Source organism: Rubritalea profundi, from assembly GCF_002954445.1.
In the GTDB taxonomy this organism is placed as follows: Bacteria; Verrucomicrobiota; Verrucomicrobiia; order Verrucomicrobiales; family Akkermansiaceae; genus Rubritalea; species Rubritalea profundi.
Window position 1 is genome coordinate 321,813 of sequence record NZ_MQWA01000001.1, and the last position, 17,194, is coordinate 339,006.

A 17,194-nucleotide genomic window follows, 5' to 3' on the forward strand; every position below is an offset into this window, starting at 1 on the left:
TTCATGCGCATCTCCGAAACAACCTTTACTGCTATCGACTTTGAATCGGCAGGGACAGCCCCCGGTAAAACCGACGCTCCGGTACAGATTGGCACCTGCACTTGGAACACCGAGCAGGGTGTGAGCGATACCTGGATTTCCTATATCCACACAATCCAAGACATCACCTGGTCTGCTCAAAAAGTCCACGGTATCACCCACGTAGACCTGCGTGATGCACCAAAACTCATGCTACTCTGGCCTAAAATAAAGCGCCGACTGAAGGGGTGCGCAGTGGTTGCTCACGGCCACGGCACAGAGAAACGCTTCCTCCACGCATTCCCCGGACATGGCTTTGGTCCATGGATCGATACTCTTCAGCTCTCCAGAGCTGCATGGCCAGAGCTCCCTAGCCATTCACTCGGCGACCTCTGCGTAGCACTCGAACTCGAAGATAAAGTGAGTGAAATCGTCCCTGAGAAAACTTGGCATGATGCACTCTATGACGCCGTGGCCTCTATCATCTTACTAGAAAAAATCATCGCGGATTTCGCACTGACAAACGAGCCACTCAGCCATTTAGAAAATCCGGATACCCGCATCTGGCATAAACTACGTGGATAAAAATTCTCTGGATAGGCAATCCATTTGCTCCTACTCTCTCCACTTATGAAGCTAGTCTTACGTCACACTATTACGCTATTCCTCTGTCTGTTCACTCAGTTATCTGCGGAGAATTTCGAAGCGCACTTTGCAAAGCAGACCGGGCTCTTTTTAGACAGCCTAGATGCCACACAAAGTAAGCAATGCTTGCTAGCAAATGACGACCCACTCCGCTGGAAAATGCAATACACCGGAGGCAAACGAGCTGGTCTCGAGATAAGTAAGCTTAATGACAAACAACGCACTCTCTTCGAATCCACCATAAAGCTCGTCCTCTCTAATGAGGGCTGGGAAATGGCTAATAAAGTAGCTAAGCAGGATGGCGAAATAGGCCTAGGCAAATATTTTGTCGCTTGCTTTGGCGACCCTAGAAAAAAGGAAGGCTTTGCTTTCCGACTCGCGGAACACCATCTCACCATCGTCAATTTTTCAGTCGCTGAGGGAACACTTAATGAATTTGGTCCCATCTTATTAGGAGCCAACCCTCCAGAACTGTGGAAAAAAGACGAAGAAGCATTACTCAAACTCTGGCAAACCATCAATGACCCAGCAGTATTGGTCAAAAACAAGAAAGCAATCGCTAGTAAAGCCATGGCTGAAGACCAAGGCGTCGATTTTTCTGAACTCAATCCAAAGGCACAAGCTCAACTAGCCCACACATGGAAGCAACGACTCAGCATCTTTACTCCAGCGATGCGTCAAAAAATTGAAACCCTGCATAACAGCCGAGGCGGCCTCAAAAATTCGCGCATCGCATTTTACAACGAGCCACCCACCAAACGCTGCACCGACGGCGGTAAATGGGACTTCAAATGCGGACTCCCCGGTATGGTCTGGGACTATGAAGGCAGCCGAGGCCACATTCACCTGAGCCTCTGGATAAAGCCTAACTAAAGCCCCAAGGCCCTCACATGTGCCTCTACGCAGTTTGCTAGAATCGTTGGTTCGTATCCACCTTCAAGAACCGACACCAAGCGACCACCACAATATTGCTCCGCGTAGCCGCAGACCAATTTGGTGAGCTCGGCAAAGCCAGCGGGGGTAACCAACATCTCCGCGAGAGGGTCACCAGCGGCAGCATCAAAGCCTGCACAAACGAGGATTAGCTCTGGCTGAAAACTCTCCAAAGCGTCTCTCAATGGCTCTCTCCAAGCAGACAGAATTTCCTCGTCTCCAGCTCCCGCCTTGAGTGGGATATTGAGAGTTGTTCCTTTGCCTTCTCCTTCACCAATATCATCGGGGTCTCCACATGAATAAAAATGCCCTTCTTGGTGTGTTGAGAAATAGAAGACACTCGGGTCACTGTAAAACGTCTCTTCAGTACCATTTCCGCAATGCACATCCCAGTCGACGATCGCCACCTTCTTTATGCCATATTCTTTTTGCGCGTAGCGGGCGGCAATCGCTGCGTGATTGAAAATACAAAACCCCATTCCTAAGTCTGGAGTCGCGTGGTGCCCCGGTGGACGCACGGCACAGAAAACTTTATCGACGGCGCCACTCATCACTGCATCCACAGCATTCAACACACCCCCAGTCGACAACACTGCAGCATCATAGGAGTGTTCACCAATGGCGGTGTCACCAGTGCGTAAATTCTCAGCGAAATTCTCTACATCCATCTTCACCATGTCGTGATAATGCGCTGAGTGCACTAAAGTGATTTCCTTAACCGACGCGATTCGGTCGTCGATCCTCTCCAACTGAGAGAAAGCATTTTCGAGCCGATCCAGCACAGATTGATAACGCCTTGGCGACTCAGGATGCCCCGGGCCAGTATCGTGCTTGAGCAATTCTTCAGAGCTCCAAATGGCAACTCTTGATGCCTTTTTCTTCTTCTTCGGCGTAGCGCGCGTCTTCACCGCAGCTTTCCTAGGCTCATTCACCTCAATATTCTTGCGCGTTTCACTCGCCTTTTTCTCCTCCCAAGCTATCGCCTGTTTCACTAGATCGTCCACGTCCATGGTGAACTCATCGCTGTCATCACCCGCAATCCGCTCACGCTCAGCCCCGCGACTCATGAAGAGCTTTACCATTGGTTTATTGCGCTTCTGAACTGATGCCCAAAACGTTTTGACTCCTCGTTCCTGCGCAATTTTTGCAATTTCTGAAAGCAAGTAGTTCGCAATCCCTTTTCTCCGCGCTTTCTCATGCACCAAGAAAGCAACCTCCGCCGTCTTCCCTCCACCATCCAGATAGAATCGTCCAACGGCACGCAATAACTCGCGGTGGTTGTCGCGATAGAACACCCCGATTGCGAGGTCTTTTGACTGATCCACTGCCGACATCCTATAAGCAGAACCTTCGTCTAACATCGGCATCGCGTGGCCGTAACGCAAACGAATGGTTTCTTCGTCCTGCGCATAAAAAAACTGCTGCAACGAGCGCACATCGCTAGGATGCATAGGCCTACTCATGTATTGAATACTGCCAAAACTCACCCGTTTGATGTCGATTCCAGCATCCTCATCATGGATACCTGATGGATTAAATCCATAGATTTCTGGGATCCATTTTTGCATTCTGGCTCCCTCTAGCAAGGACTCACGCACATCTGGGTGTGCAATTTCGACGAGTCGAAGAACTCGTTGCCTAATCGTCTGCCCCACTAGATTAGCCACACCGTATTCAGTGACCACATAGTGCACGTCTCCCCGTGAACTGCAGACACCACTCCCCGAGGTCAGTCCAGTCACGATACGGCTGGATCCGTCGGCATCCCTTGATGCAAGCGCTATAATAGGGCGCCCGCCATTACTCATAGCAGCCCCACGAATAAAATCCTGAGTGGCTCCAATACCGCCATAAAACCGATGGCCACGGGAATCACGCACCACCTGACCAGTAAGGTCAATTTCACGCGCACCATTGATCGAAACCATTTGCCTATTTTTTGCAATTCTATGCGGGTCGTTACACCACTCACTTTTATGAAGCTCAATCTCCTTATTCTGGTTCACAAAATCACAAAGAGCTTGAGAGCCGAGGCAGTGACTGGCGACACTTACCCCCTTATGATAAGCCTTCATACTATTATCAACAGCACCAGCCTTCACTAGCTCCATCATCTCATCCGTAAAACAACCCGTATGAATTCCCAGATGTTTATGCTTAGTCAAAGACCTCAAAACTGCTTGAGGACTATTTCCCATGCTGACTTGCAAAGTGGATCCATCTTCAATCAATTGCGCTGCATACTCACCAATTTTTTTATGGTGATCAGCATAATCCCAAGATTCTAAAGTAGGAAGCTCGGCGTCCTGCTCGACATAATAATCAATCGAAGCCATCGAGATCCGCGTGTCACCATACGTTTGCGGTACGTTTTTATTGATCTGTGCCACCACCTTTTTCGCAGACTTCACTGCGGCGCAGATCACATCAGCACTCAGACCTAGCGACACATAACCGTCAGCATCAGGTGGACTCACCTGTATCAAAGTAGCATCAAGTGTGATAACCCCACTCTGAAATAAGCGCGGAATCTCTGATGTCGGACACGGAGTGTAGTCAGCCCAGCCCTCCCCCACGGCCTCACTCATCCTGCGAGAAAGGAAGAAACTGTTGGTTCGGAAACTGCCTTCATACTTGGGGTCCACCCACGCAGATCGCCAAGTGTGTGAATATGCAGTAGCTCCACATCCTGAAAGGACTCATGCTTAGACAGCAGACTATCCATCAGCGCAAAGGGAACCATCGCTCCACCTCCAATAAAAACTCGACCGCCATTCGGCACAATTTCTTTCCACGGCAATGACTGCATACAAATGAACTAACACGTAGATATCTCATCGACCATCTTGAATGATTTATCTTCGAACTCATCTGCCACTAATCCACTCAAACTCAGAGCCATTAGGGAAAGTTAAAAGAAATACAAGTTATCCACCGAGATTTCAATTGACAGTTCACTAGCTGGCTCCTAGTTTGCCCGCCCTTCCCCGTGACTAGAACGACAACTCGTCTTAGCCTCGACATAAGGACAAACAAGAAATTTATAATAATGAAAACATTTTCAGCCAAAGCTCAGGACATTGAGCGCAAATGGTATGTGATCGACGCAGCAGACAAAGTGCTCGGTCAAGTCGCACGTGAAGCCGCAGTTCTACTTCGTGGCAAGCATAAGCCAATCTTCACACCCCACGTTGACTGTGGAGACCACGTCATCGTCATCAATGCTGAGAAAGTTCGCCTTACAGGCAACAAAGAGACTCAGAAAATTTACACCGCTTACACTGGATACGTTGGTAACCAGAAAATCGAGACTCCTAAGAAAGTCCGTCAGCGTCACCCAGAGCTCCTCGTTGAGCGCGCGGTAAAGGGCATGATCCCACACAACAGACTTGGAAGCGCTATCTACAAGAAGCTCCACGTCTATGCAGGTACTGAGCACGCTCACGTGGCACAGAATCCAGAAGCTTTTGAAATCGCTTAATTTTTAATACACTAACATTTTATCACTATGAGCGAAGCAAACGTATATAGCGCAACAGGCCGTCGTAAGAACGCCGTTGCACACGCATGGATCACAACTGAAGGCACTGGAGAAATCTCCATCAACAAGCGCCAGTTCGAAGAATACTTTCCTACACTTACTCAGCAAAATGCAATTCTCGCACCGTTCGAGATCAGCAGCCTCAGTAAGAAGTTTGACGTACGCGTCTCCACCAATGGTGGCGGACTCAACGGCCAAGTCGGAGCAATCCGCCTTGCCATCTCACGCGCACTCATCCAGTTCGATCCTGAACTCCGTCCAGCTCTCAAAGCTGCACTCCTCCTTCGTCGTGACCCACGTATGAAAGAGCGTAAAAAAGCTGGTCGTCCTGGTGCACGTAAGCGCTTCCAGTTCTCCAAGCGATAATACGCAACACGGACACGGATCACTCCGGTTCTTTTACAAAAATCCACATCTGCTCGCAGGTGTGGATTTTTTTCGTTTAAAAACCTACGTAGAAGCGTGCTTCCAGCCGCTTTTTTCTTATAACCAGAAATGCAAGCATGATGCAAGCGGCTGGAAGCACGCTTCTACGGCACAACTCAGGATTTCCTCTGATCCTCCCAAATGAGAAATAATCGTATCAATCACTCCCTCTAACGGATAAAGTTGAGCTCATCCTCAGTGAGGTGCTCGCCATGCACATACTGAACCAACACCATTTTCGCATCTATGTCTTGCCGCTCCGTGCGCTTCCAGCGGTAACCCCAGCGCGACTCGTCATCTTCACGAGCCTCGTAGACCCAACCATCAGAATCGATCACTAGGTACTCACACTCACGCACATCACACCACTCCAAGCGACGGTTGGTTTCGACCAGTGAACTGGTAATACCCAACCATCCCTCTCGATTCACATCGTAATATTTCAGCGTCGATATCTCCATGGCTCTAAATCAATGATTACCATATACATAGCACCCTAGAAGGCATGTGGGAATAGAAATCTAGGAAGTCCACGCACACATATCACTTCCAGAGCAATTTCGGATCGGTGACAGGGGCCTGACAAGTTTCGCCTTCGCAAAGGTAGCCCGTCGTCTTCTCACCCTTCGCTTTCAAACCTTTTTCAAAGTCATCCACCAGCCCCTTATTCCCCATCAGCGTGAGGTTTGGTCGGTATCCAGCGGCTATTTTAGCATAAAACCCAGCGTCTCCATTGGCCCCCACAGCCAGCACCAAGCGCTGCCTCTTCGAGTGGTATAAATCCAAAGCCTGAAGCATGCTTGTCAGCGAAGTCGGTGCAAGCATCATCAGCTCACCATGCGCCCTAAAAGTCCCCTCAGCAATCTTCTGGAAATCTTTTCTCCCAGTAATCTCAGAGAGTTTCAGAAACTCCATCACAGCAATCGAGCTCGCAGTGGGCATCGCTCCATCATAGCTCCCTTTCAAGCGCACAATCACATCATCCGCTACCGCACTTCCAAAAAATCCACCCTTTTTAGAATCGTGAAATAAAGCAATTGAAGCCTCAGCCAAATCGACAGCAAATTCCAACAACTCAGGATCCAAGGTCATTTCGTAACAACGGCGACTCGCCTGCAACATAAGCAAATAGCTCTCAGCCTGTTCCGACGCGTCTAAGCCGTCAGCATGCCAGCGGTGCGCTAGTCGCTTACCGTCCCACATTTCCTTCTTCACAAAAGCCATAGCCTTGTTAGACGCAGCAGAATACTTCTTTTCACCCAGCACTATGCCAGCTCGCTGTAACGCCCCGATCATCATCCCGTTCCAAGAGGCCAAAACCTTATCATCGGTGCTCGGACGAATACGGCTAGATCGCGCCACTTGCATTTTTTTAATCCCGCTCAGAACCAATGCTTCGCGCCCGGGTTTTTCACCTAGCCACTTTTCTCCCTTCACCAGAGAAAGTACATTTTGTGCCTTCAATGCCTCTGGGTCACTATGGTCATAAAAATTCCCCTCATCCGTGACTCCAAAATACGCACAGATCTCAGTGAATTCGTCAGGATTTAACAGCGACTTCAGCTCGCTAGTAGTCCAGCAGAAATACTTACCTTCCTTCCCCTCACTTTGTGCATCTTCAGCACAGTAAAACGCCCCACCTTCAGCACGCATAGCTCGTAGCACATACCCACATATCGAATCCGCGACATCTGCGTATTTCTGCTTTCTAGAAACCTGATACAGGTCCAGGTAAAAATCTAACAACTGAGCCTGATCGTAGAGCATCTTTTCAAAATGTGGCACCAACCACTTGCCGTCGACAGTGTACCTATGAAAGCCACCTCCCAGATGGTCATGGATACCACCCTTAGCCATTTCTCTGGCTGTTAGCTCAACGAAATCAAGCACCTTAGAATCACCACTACGCTTCCAAGAACGCAGCAGGAAACGAAGATGCGACGGCATAGGAAACTTCGGGCCCTTATCCCATCCCCCTTTTTGGGCATCGCCACTCTCCATCAACAACTGAGCCGCCATACCTAAAACCTCAGCATCTGGCACAGTCTTAGTCAGTTTACCGGCTACAGAGCTATCCAGCATGTGCTGACGGAGCTCTTTGGCAGACGCCAGCACTTGCTCTTGTTTATTACCCCACGCATCCTTGAGCTGCAGCAGAGCATTCTTAAATCCAACACGATCACCACGGTCAGTTGGCGGAAAATAGGTCCCACCGAAAAAGGGCGTCAAATCCGGTGTCAGAAACATATTCAATGGCCAGCCACCAGTCTGACCCGTCATTGTGTGATATGCCGTCATATACACTTTATCCACATCTGGCCGTTCTTCTCGGTCCAGCTTGATCGCCACGAAGTGCGCATTCAGAATTTTAGCGATCTCCTTATTCTCAAAACTCTCACGCTCCATCACATGACACCAATGACAAGTCGAGTAACCAATACTCAGTAAAATTGGCTTATTTTCCTTCTTTGCTTTAGCGAATGCCTCCTCACCCCACGGGTACCAATCAACCGGATTCTTGGCATGCAGGCGCAAATACGGCGAAGCTTCCTTAGCCAATCGATTCTCTTTCACCTGCCCAGCATCCGCGGCTGGATCGGCATCACAACTCACCGCCAAAAAAATCAGCGCAATAACCCCCAATAAATGTCGTACAGCCTTCATGCTTTGAACATAGCGCTAGCATCTTTGTCCACAAGTCCAGTTCTCCGAGTTCTCACGTTTTTTAATCTAGGCTTAACTATCCATAAAATCACGATAAAAAATCCACCGCTACCCTGTATTGAAAGCTAGACACCGTCTGCCCACCTTATAATGAACCGACTACTCACCCTTGCCTGCGGCACCTTATTTTTAGCATCCTGCTCAGATAAAACCACTACTCAACCCAAGCAGCCCAGCACGCAAAAATCGAGTAGCGAAGTAGTTCAAAAAAAAGGAGACTGTGCTCCCCTCAAGAATATCTTTCAACGAGCACATCCAGCCCATCCTCTCGGCCTCATGCTACCATTGCCACGGACCGGACTCTGGCACCCGCTACCCAGAGGACGAACCACTCAGGCTCGACCAAGAAGAAGGAGTCTTTAGCGCCAGAGAAAGCGGTAAACCCGTCATCATCAAGGGCGATCCAGACAATTAGTTTTTACTCCAACTGATGGAGAGCCAGGATGCGGATGTCGTCATGCCACCACACCCGAGCAAGAACCCACACGGAAAAATCATGGATCCAGCGGAAATTGCCATGGTCCGCCAGTGGATTAAAGAGGGTGCAGAATTTGAGGCGCATTGGGCCTACATCGCCCCGAAGAAAGCACCCCTACCGGCCATTCAATCTGAAGAATGGGCGCGTAACCCGATCGACCACTTCATCGGGAAAAAACTCGATGAAGCGGGGCTCAAACCAAATGAAGAACAAGACAAATCGAGACTCCTTCGCCGTTTGAATTTTGACCTCACTGGGCTCCCTCCAACTGCCGAAGAGGCACAAAGCTTCCTCAATGACAAACGTGACTTCGAGTCCGTCTACGCTGAAAAAGTGGACCAACTACTCAAAACTGGCGCTTACGCTGAGCACTTCGCTCGACACTGGCTCGATGTTGCGCGCTACGCGGACACCCACGGTATTCACAACGACAATTATCGCTCGATCTGGCCCTATCGTGACTGGGTCATCAACGCGTTCAAAAGCAACATGCCCTTTGACCAATTCACCCGCGAACAAATTGCGGGCGACATGATGCCCAACGCCACCATGGACCAGAAGATCGCATCTGGATTCCACCGCTGCCTCCCCACCACTGGTGAAGGTGGTGCTATTGCTGAAGAATATGACGCTATTTACGCTCAGGACCGCGTCGACACCACCTCGGCAGCTTGGCTGGGACTCACCGCAGGCTGCGCGGCATGCCACGATCACAAGTTCGACGCGATCTCCACCAAAGAGAACTACCAACTCACAGCATTCTTCCGCAATACTACGATGAAAGCTCTGGACCGCAATAGCGCCACTCACCCGCCAAACCTTCTGATTCCCACCCCAGACGACCTAAACCGCTATACCGTTATCGATAAAGAAATCAGCGAGGCTGACAAAGCCACCCAATCATATAAGAAGGAAAACGAGCCACAATTCCAGAGCTGGTTTAAATCCGACAAAACAACGGATAACTCAAAAATTGCCAAGCAAGCTCGCCTCATCAAACTCCCACTCACAAACAAAACAAAAGGACTAGTCGACACCTTTGGCAAAAGCTACACCAGCAAATCGCCACTCGAATGGGTAAGCAGCTCCGGTGGCGAAGCCGTGCTATTCAACAAGCAAAACAACATCAACCTTGGCAACCAAGGTGACCTTGAGAATAATGACAAGTTCAGCTTCGGTGCTTGGATCAAGACCCCTCATAACATTTCCGCTGGAGTCATTTCTAAAATGGATATTGGCGACTCTCACCGCGGATACGACCTCTGGGTTGAAAACGGTAAGCTCGCAGTCCACCTGATCCACTCATTGCCGCAAAACTACATCAAAGTCACCACCAAACAAAAAGTGGCTGAGAATGAATGGACCCACGCATTCGTCACCTACAATGGCTCCAAAAAAGCCAGGGCGTGAAGATCTATATCAACGGCAAAGAACAAAAGCTAGAGATCAAGAGCAACAAGCTCACTGAAACGATGAAGAACAAGGCCCCTCTATTGCTAGGGTCTCGCCACGATGGACAACACTTCACCAACGGCCAGCTTCACAGCTTCCAGCTTTTCAATAAAACCCTCACCACCGAAGAAATTGTTGCGATATCCATCAATGGTCGCATCAACAACCTTCGCGAGTCATCCAAACAGGATCCAAAGCTCGTCGAACAGATCCGTAGCTACTACTTCACACACATCGACAAAGCCACCAAAAAGCTCAATGACAAATCCATTGCCCTTAAGAGCGAAAAAAAGCGATCGAAAAACGTGGCACCTACACCCTAGTGATGCAAGAGAAAGCAGACCTGAAGCCCACTGCACACATCCTCATCCGCGGCCAATACGCGGTGAAAGATAAAGAAGTACTGAGCCCTGATGTACCCGCCTCACTTCCTCCAATGACCGCTGAAATGCCAAGAAATCGTCTTGGCCTAGGCATGTGGCTTTCCGAACCAAGTAACCCACTTCCCGCTCGTGTCACAGTCAACCGCTATTGGTACTACCTCTTCGGTAATGGCATCGTGGAATCCACCAATGACTTCGGCGTCATGGGAGCCCGCCCTAGCCACCCGAAACTACTCGACTGGTTGGCTAGCGATTTTGTTGAAAATGGATGGGACTTCCACCTCCTCCTCAAAACGATCGTCACCTCATCCACCTATCGTCAGTCTGCCACCTTCACGGATTAGAAACTGGAGCAGGACCCGCTCAACAAGCTTCTCTCTCGCGGCCCGCGCTACCGTCTCGCGGCAGAACAAATCCTCGATCTGGCACTCAGTTCGTCAGGACTCCTCAGCAAGGATATGGGTGGCCCCTCGGTCAAACCGTACCAACCAATCAACGTCTGGGAATCCGTTGCCATGAAAGGCTCCAACACTAGACACTACAAGCCAGACTCAGGATCCAAGCTCTACCGTCGCTCGCTCTACACCTTCTGGAAGAGAACGGCCCCCCACCCATCGATGGAGATCCTCAACGCCCCATCACGGGAAGTAAGCTGTGTAAGGCGCGAGCAAACAAACACACCACTGCAGGCATTTGTGGTCATGAATGACCCACAGTTTGTCGAAAGCTCACGCCAGCTCGCTGCCCACGCCCTCCTCAACTGCAAAGAAAAACCCACAATCCTCCAGTTCATCGCAGCTCGCCTACTCAACCGTGAACTCACCACCAGAGAGATAGAGATTGTGAATCAAACTCTCGACTTCAGCTACGCCAAGTTCAAAGCAGCCCCCCGACAAAGCCACAGCGCTCATCTCAGTCGGCGAATCCAAAGCACCAGCAGAACTAGACCCAGCTCAACTTGCGGCCTGGACACTCATCGCCAACCAAATCCTCAATATGGATGAAACGCTTAACAAATAATCGATTGCCCCACCCTACTACCTCCAAAAAACAATAACAAGAGACATCGGACAAATGACGTCTTCAAATGGAGTACGGTTCAAAGCCGAGGTATAAACAGCGCGGCCCCAGAGGTCTGCCCCTTAGTGCACTTCCGGCTCTCATCAAAAATCTCTGCGGCTCTGCGGCTCTGCGCAAGGCTTTGAATTCATTTCTCGCGCAGAGGCGCAGAGGCGCAGAGGCGCAGAGCAAAACTTGATGATTCGGATTTAGGACTTCGTCATTCTTTGGGTCTTTGGCTAATTCGCCATTTCCGCCCTCTCGACTTCAAGACTCCGGCGCCACGCCCACGATGAACTAAATAAATAAACGAATAAACAAACAGACTAATAGCCTCAATAAGCCTAACTCCTAGAGCCACATGTTTTTTTAAAAAAAATCACCCTGAAAGGAACATCTCAATTTCACAGCTAGGCACAAAAATAATGATAGAATAAACAGCTAAAGCCTGTAGTCTAAGTCATAAACTTCGAATGTTGTCACCTTTTATGAAGAACCGACTACTCACCCTTGCCTGTGGCACCTTGTTTTTAGCATCCTGCTCAGATAAGCCCACGACCCATACCAAGGACACCAGCGCACAAAAACCGAGTAGCGAAGTAGCGCAAAAAAAGGTGACTGAGCTCCCCTCAAGGATATCATTCAACGAGCACATTCAGCCCATCCTCTCGGCTTCATGCTACCATTGTCACGGACCAGACTCTGGCACCCGCTTCCCCGAGGACGAACCACTCCGACTAGATCAAGAAAAAGGAGTCTTCAGCGTCAGAGAAAGCGGTAAACCTGTCATTATCAAGGGTGATCCGGACAACTCATTTTTACTCCAACTGATGGAGAGCCCGGATCCGGACGTTGTCATGCCGCCACACCCGAGCAAGAGCCCACATGGCAAAATCATGGACCCATCGGAAATTGCGATGGTCCGCCAGTGGATTAAAGAAGGTGCAGAATTTGAGGCGCACTGGGCCTACATCGCCCCAGAAAAAGAACCCCTGCCGGCGATTCAATCTAAAGACTGGGCGCGCACCCCAATTGACCACTTCATCGCTAGCAAGTTTGAAGAAGCTGGACTCAAGCCAAATGGTGATCAAGATAAAGCCCGCCTTCTGCGTCGCCTGAACTTTGACCTCACAGGCCTCCCGCCCACCGCTGAAGAGGCAAAAAGCTTCCTCAATGACAAACGTGACTCCGAGACCGTCTACCAAGAAAAAGTAGATCAACTCCTCAAAACTGACGCTTACGCCGAGCACTTCTCTCGACACTGGCTCGATGTGGCACGCTACGCGGATACCCACGGCATTCACATCGATAATTACCGCTCAATCTGGCCCTACCGTGACTGGGTAATCAACGCGTTCAAAAGCAACATGCCTTTTGACCAATTCACCCGCGAACAAATTGCGGGCGACATGATGCCCAATGCCACCATCGAGCAAAAAATCGCCTCCGGTTTCCACCGCTGTCTCCCCACCACTGGTGAAGGTGGAGCCATCGCTGAAGAATATGACGTCATTTACGCTCAGGATCGAGTCGACACTACCTCGTCAGCTTGGCTAGGTCTCACCGCCGGCTGTGCAGCCTGCCACGACCACAAGTTCGACGCTATCTCCACCAAAGAGAACTACCAGCTCACGGCATTCTTCCGCAACACCACAATGACAGCGCTAGACCGAAATAGCGCCACTCACCCGCCAAACATCCTCATCTCAACCGACGAAGACAGGACGCGTTACGAGAACATCGACAAAGACATCAAGACAGCTGAAGAAGCATACAAAAAATATAAATCTGAGCACGAAACTCAGTTTCAGACTTGGCTCAAATCTGAGAAAAAAACTGACAACTCCGATGTCGCGAAAGATGCTTTAGTCATGAAGCTCCAGCTCACGAGCAAATCAAAGGGACTAGTCGACACTTCAGGGAAGACATACAAGAGCAAAAAACCTCTCGAGTGGGTCAGCAGTCCAGACGGTGAGGCCGTACTCTTCAACGCTCAAAACAACATCAACCTCGGAAATGTCGGTGACTTCGAAAATGACGACCATTTCAGCTTCGGTGCCTGGATAAAAAACCCAGGAAAAAACAGGGCCGGTATCATCTCAAAAATGGACATCGAGAACTCATACCGCGGCTATGATATTTATGCCGAAAATGGTAAAATTGCTGTCCACTTGATCCACGCGTTTCCACAGAACCATGTTAAAGTAACCACCAAAAAAGCACTCCCTGACAATGAATGGAACCACGTCTCATCACCTACAGAGGATCGAAGAAAGTCTGGGGCGTGAAAATCTACATCAACGGCGAAAAACAGGAAGTCACTAAAAATAGCAATAAACTCACTAAAACAATCAAAACAAAAGCACCCTTCTTGTTGGGATCTAGACATGAGGGACAATACTTCACCAATGGCCAACTCCACAGTTTTCAGCTATTCAATAGAGCACTTACAGAAGAAGAGGTTATCGCAACTTCAATCAATGGTCGCATCAACAAGCTCAAGAAATCTGCAAAACATTCCCCCAAGCTGGTCGATCAAGCCCGTAACTACTACTTCATTTACGAAGACAAGGCAGCCAATGACCTCAATGACAAATTGGTTGCTATTAAAAACGAAAAATCAGCGATCGAAAAACGTGGTACTTTCACTCTGGTGATGCAAGAGAAAGCTGACACTAAGCCCACAGCTCACATCCTCATCCGCGGCCAATACGCCGTGAAGGATAAAGAAGTTCTGAGCCCCGGAGTTCCCGCCTCACTTCCACCAATGACGGATGAAATGCCAAGAAACCGACTTGGCCTAGGCATGTGGCTTACAGCTCCAGAGAACCCACTGCCAGCCCGGGTCACAGTCAACCGCTATTGGTACTACCTCTTCGGTAATGGCATCGTGGAATCCACTAATGACTTCGGCGTCATGGGCGCCCGTCCAAGCCACCCGAAGCTACTCGACTGGCTGGCTACCGACTTTGTTGAAAATGGATGGGACTTCCACCACCTCCTCAAAACAATCGTCAGCTCATCTACCTATCGCCAATCGGCCACATTCACAGATGAAAAACTGGAAAGAGACCCACTCAACAAGCTTCTATCCCGAGGCCCACGCTACCGTCTCGATGCTGAACAAATCCGAGATCTAGCACTCAGTGCGTCAGAATTACTTAATACCAAAATAGGTGGGCCATCAGTCAAACCGTATCAGCCGACTAACATCTGGGAGTCAGTCGCCATGGCTCAGTCCAATACCAAAAACTACAAACAAGACACTGGCGAAAAACTCTACCGTCGTTCACTCTACACTTTCTGGAAGAGAACAGCCCCCCACCCATCGATGGAGATTCTCAATGCTCCATCACGGGAAGTAAGCTGTGTAAGGCGCGATCTAACAAACACACCACTCCAGGCCTTTGTGGTGATGAATGACCCACAATTTGTAGAAAGCTCACGCCAACTCGCGGCAAACGCTCTGCTCAACAGCAAGGAGAACCCCGCAATCCTGCAGTTCATCACGGCTCGCCTACTGAACCGTGAACTCAACACCACAGAGATAGAGATTGTGAATCAAACTCTCGACTTCAGCTACGCCAAGTTCAAAGCAGCTCCAGATAAAGCCAAAGCACTCATCTCAGTTGGTGAATCTAAAGCACCAGCAGAACTAGACCCCGCTCAACTTGCGGCCTGGACACTCATCGCCAACCAAATCCTCAACATGGATGAAACTCTTAACAAATAAACGATTGCCATGAATTTCGAAGACATCATCAAATCAGTCGACCTTCAGAACAAATCTGTCAGTCGCCGCCAATTTTTCCGTCACAATGCCATGGGCCTTGGCGCGGCGGCCCTCTCCTCACTGCTCCCCAAAGAAATGATGGGAGCTTACGACCAAGCAACAGCCAAATCACACTTTGAACCCAAAGCGAAGCGGGTCATCTACATCTCCCTCATTGGTGCTCCATCTCAGCTTGAGATGTATGACTACAAGCCTCACTTGAAAAAGGAATTCAAGAAAGACATCAAAGACTTCCTCGTCAAGTCTGGTCAGAGGCTCACTGGTATGACTGCCAACCAAACCGCATTCCCAGTCGCCCCAGCATTCTGCGACTTTAAACAACACGGAGAATCCGGAGCCTGGGTTTCAGATATCTTGCCGCATACTGCTAAAATGGTCGATGACATTTGTATCATCAAATCGATGCACACTGACGCCATCAACCATGAGCCAGCTAACCAATTGATGTACACTGGCTCAATGCAAAACGGTAAAGCCTCTATGGGCTCATGGCTTTCATATGGTCTGGGCTCGCTCAATAACGACCTCCCCACCTTTTGTGTGCTCCACGCCCAGCACTCCAGCCCCTACTCAAACGTCCAGGCAATCTCATCACGCCTTTGGGGCTCAGGCTACCTCCCAGGCAAGCACTCAGGCGTCAACCTTCGCTCGCAAGGAGATCCAGTTCTCTTCCTCAAGGATGCCCCAGGCATTGACCGTGACATGCGCCGCTCCATGCTCGATGGCTTATCCCACCTCAACCAACAAACTCTTGAAAGTGTTGGCGACCCGGAAATCCAAACCCGTATCCAACAATATGAGATGGCATACAGGATGCAAATGTCAGTCCCAGAGCTCACCGACATGTCAGGCGAATCTGAAAGCACCTACAAGCTTTACGGACCAGACTCTAAAAAGTCCGGCACCTTCGCACACACCGCTCTCATGGCACGCAGACTGGCGGAACGCGGAGTTCGATTCACCCAGATTTTCCACCGAGGCTGGGACCAACATGGTTCGCTCCCTCGTGATATTAAGTCACAATGTGGCGACATCGACCAAGCATGCTATGGCTTGATTCAAGACCTCAAACAGCGTGGACTGCTCGAAGACACGCTCGTAATTTGCGGCGGTGAATTTGGACGCACCGTCTATTCACAGGGTGCCTTAACTGATACCAACTATGGCCGTGACCACCACCCACGCGCCTTCTCACTCTGGATGGCTGGTGCAGGTGTCAAAGGCGGCATGGTCTACGGTGACACTGACGATTATTCCTTCAACATCACCACTCCAGACCAGAAAGTTCACGTCCGCGACCTCCATTCCACCATCCTTGAACGCTGCGGTCTAGACTACCACAAATTCTCCTACCTCTATCAAGGACTCGAACAAAAGCTCACTGGCGTGGAACCATCCAGAGTCGTCACTGACATCCTCAACGGATCACACCTCGCCAAGCATTAGCGATTAAATCAATCACATCCCATCAAGTTGATGGAATAATTTGCAATCTTAAGTATCTTACGCACACTATGAAGAAACCCATACTCTATGGCTTCATTTCCGCCGTGGCCATTATATCGGGCTTAGCACAAGCGGAAGACGCCAAGAAACCCGCCACCGAGCAAGCTGCAGTCGACGTAGCCAAGACTTTAGAAGGCAATCTCCAGATCCTTGACGGCGATAAATACGCGCCAGCTAAGGTCGACCCAGCAGTCAGCCACTACGTGGTCTATTACACCGCGAGTTGGTGACCACCC

The 17,194-nt window shown here is 49.8% G+C and carries 15 protein-coding genes and 1 pseudogene; 12 read left to right on the forward strand and 4 right to left on the reverse strand.

Features of this window, described 5'->3' with window-relative positions:
• Window positions 1–3 precede the first annotated feature (3 nt).
• A complete protein-coding gene (locus BSZ32_RS01425) occupies window positions 4–603 on the forward strand; it encodes a 3'-5' exonuclease (RefSeq protein WP_105041763.1) in 600 nt (199 codons plus the stop codon).
• A gap of 45 nt (window positions 604–648) precedes the next feature.
• Window positions 649–1,536, forward strand: coding sequence for a DUF3500 domain-containing protein (locus BSZ32_RS01430; RefSeq protein ID WP_105041764.1), 888 nt, complete (start codon window positions 649–651; stop codon window positions 1,534–1,536).
• Here the strand turns inward: BSZ32_RS01430 and BSZ32_RS01435 are convergent.
• Window positions 1,533–4,184, reverse strand: coding sequence for a GNAT family N-acetyltransferase (locus BSZ32_RS01435; protein ID WP_105041765.1), 2,652 nt, complete (start codon window positions 4,182–4,184; stop codon window positions 1,533–1,535). The genes BSZ32_RS01430 and BSZ32_RS01435 overlap by 4 nt on opposite strands.
• Window positions 4,181–4,405: a hypothetical protein gene (locus BSZ32_RS01440; protein WP_105041766.1), complete on the reverse strand. Its 225-nt coding sequence runs from the start codon at window positions 4,403–4,405 to the stop codon at window positions 4,181–4,183. The genes BSZ32_RS01435 and BSZ32_RS01440 overlap by 4 nt, the downstream gene beginning before the upstream one ends.
• A gap of 240 nt (window positions 4,406–4,645) precedes the next feature.
• Here BSZ32_RS01440 and rplM point away from each other — a divergent pair, with 240 nt between their 5' ends.
• Both rplM and rpsI read left to right on the forward strand, forming a co-directional pair.
• Window positions 4,646–5,077 carry a 50S ribosomal protein L13 gene (gene rplM, locus BSZ32_RS01445; RefSeq protein WP_105041767.1) on the forward strand — a complete coding sequence of 144 codons (432 nt, stop codon included), beginning with the start codon at window positions 4,646–4,648 and terminating at the stop codon, window positions 5,075–5,077.
• 27 nt (window positions 5,078–5,104) lie between these two features.
• Window positions 5,105–5,503, forward strand: coding sequence for a 30S ribosomal protein S9 (rpsI, locus tag BSZ32_RS01450; protein WP_105041768.1), 399 nt, complete (start codon window positions 5,105–5,107; stop codon window positions 5,501–5,503).
• Window positions 5,504–5,733: 230 nt separating this feature from the next.
• Here rpsI and BSZ32_RS01455 read toward each other — a convergent pair whose 3' ends face one another.
• Window positions 5,734–6,024, reverse strand: coding sequence for a hypothetical protein (locus tag BSZ32_RS01455; protein WP_105041769.1), 291 nt, complete (start codon window positions 6,022–6,024; stop codon window positions 5,734–5,736).
• An 82-nt stretch (window positions 6,025–6,106) separates the two neighbouring features.
• Window positions 6,107–8,227, reverse strand: a complete 2,121-nt coding sequence (locus BSZ32_RS01460) for a thioredoxin domain-containing protein (protein ID WP_105041770.1) — start codon at window positions 8,225–8,227, stop codon at window positions 6,107–6,109.
• 280 nt (window positions 8,228–8,507) lie between these two features.
• Between BSZ32_RS01460 and BSZ32_RS01465 the strand changes: the two genes are divergently transcribed.
• From BSZ32_RS01465 to BSZ32_RS01505, 8 genes and pseudogenes are all read left to right on the forward strand, one after another.
• On the forward strand, window positions 8,508–8,702 hold the full coding sequence (locus BSZ32_RS01465; protein WP_105041771.1) for a c-type cytochrome domain-containing protein: 195 nt from the start codon (window positions 8,508–8,510) through the stop codon (window positions 8,700–8,702).
• 15 nt (window positions 8,703–8,717) lie between these two features.
• On the forward strand, window positions 8,718–10,175 hold the full coding sequence (locus BSZ32_RS01470; RefSeq protein ID WP_105041772.1) for a DUF1549 domain-containing protein: 1,458 nt from the start codon (window positions 8,718–8,720) through the stop codon (window positions 10,173–10,175).
• Window positions 10,172–10,540, forward strand: coding sequence for a LamG domain-containing protein (locus BSZ32_RS19955; protein ID WP_165788575.1), 369 nt, complete (start codon window positions 10,172–10,174; stop codon window positions 10,538–10,540). The genes BSZ32_RS01470 and BSZ32_RS19955 overlap by 4 nt, the downstream gene beginning before the upstream one ends.
• Before the next feature lie 125 nt (window positions 10,541–10,665).
• Window positions 10,666–11,604 (forward strand): annotated as a pseudogene (locus BSZ32_RS01485) (DUF1553 domain-containing protein).
• A gap of 543 nt (window positions 11,605–12,147) precedes the next feature.
• Window positions 12,148–13,947, forward strand: a complete 1,800-nt coding sequence (locus tag BSZ32_RS01490; RefSeq protein WP_165788576.1) for a DUF1549 domain-containing protein — start codon at window positions 12,148–12,150, stop codon at window positions 13,945–13,947.
• Window positions 13,896–15,392, forward strand: coding sequence for a DUF1553 domain-containing protein (locus tag BSZ32_RS01495; protein WP_105041777.1), 1,497 nt, complete (start codon window positions 13,896–13,898; stop codon window positions 15,390–15,392). The genes BSZ32_RS01490 and BSZ32_RS01495 overlap by 52 nt, the downstream gene beginning before the upstream one ends.
• Window positions 15,393–15,401: 9 nt before the next feature.
• Window positions 15,402–16,898 (forward strand): DUF1501 domain-containing protein, encoded by a 1,497-nt coding sequence (locus BSZ32_RS01500; RefSeq protein WP_240610538.1) that lies wholly within the window; start codon window positions 15,402–15,404, stop codon window positions 16,896–16,898.
• Between the two features lie 68 nt (window positions 16,899–16,966).
• Complete coding sequence (locus BSZ32_RS01505; protein ID WP_105041778.1) at window positions 16,967–17,188, forward strand: hypothetical protein; 222 nt, start codon at window positions 16,967–16,969, stop codon at window positions 17,186–17,188.
• Window positions 17,189–17,194 lie beyond the last annotated feature (6 nt).

Bases quoted from the DNA above. Each gene is read 5' to 3' on its own strand.
- BSZ32_RS01455 (WP_105041769.1), bottom strand. From the start codon at position 6,024: ATGGAGATATCGACGCTGAAATATTACGATGTGAATCGAGAGGGATGG.
- BSZ32_RS01435 (WP_105041765.1), bottom strand. From the start codon at position 4,184: ATGAGTGAGGCCGTGGGGGAGGGCTGGGCTGACTACACTCCGTGTCCG.
- rplM (WP_105041767.1), top strand. From the start codon at position 4,646: ATGAAAACATTTTCAGCCAAAGCTCAGGACATTGAGCGCAAATGGTAT.
- BSZ32_RS01430 (WP_105041764.1), top strand. From the start codon at position 649: ATGAAGCTAGTCTTACGTCACACTATTACGCTATTCCTCTGTCTGTTC.
- BSZ32_RS01460 (WP_105041770.1), bottom strand. From the start codon at position 8,227: ATGAAGGCTGTACGACATTTATTGGGGGTTATTGCGCTGATTTTTTTG.
- BSZ32_RS01490 (WP_165788576.1), top strand. From the start codon at position 12,148: ATGAAGAACCGACTACTCACCCTTGCCTGTGGCACCTTGTTTTTAGCA.
- BSZ32_RS01470 (WP_105041772.1), top strand. From the start codon at position 8,718: ATGGAGAGCCAGGATGCGGATGTCGTCATGCCACCACACCCGAGCAAG.
- BSZ32_RS01505 (WP_105041778.1), top strand. From the start codon at position 16,967: ATGAAGAAACCCATACTCTATGGCTTCATTTCCGCCGTGGCCATTATA.
- BSZ32_RS01495 (WP_105041777.1), top strand. From the start codon at position 13,896: ATGGAACCACGTCTCATCACCTACAGAGGATCGAAGAAAGTCTGGGGC.
- BSZ32_RS01425 (WP_105041763.1), top strand. From the start codon at position 4: ATGCGCATCTCCGAAACAACCTTTACTGCTATCGACTTTGAATCGGCA.
- rpsI (WP_105041768.1), top strand. From the start codon at position 5,105: ATGAGCGAAGCAAACGTATATAGCGCAACAGGCCGTCGTAAGAACGCC.
- BSZ32_RS01440 (WP_105041766.1), bottom strand. From the start codon at position 4,405: ATGCAGTCATTGCCGTGGAAAGAAATTGTGCCGAATGGCGGTCGAGTT.
- BSZ32_RS01500 (WP_240610538.1), top strand. From the start codon at position 15,402: ATGAATTTCGAAGACATCATCAAATCAGTCGACCTTCAGAACAAATCT.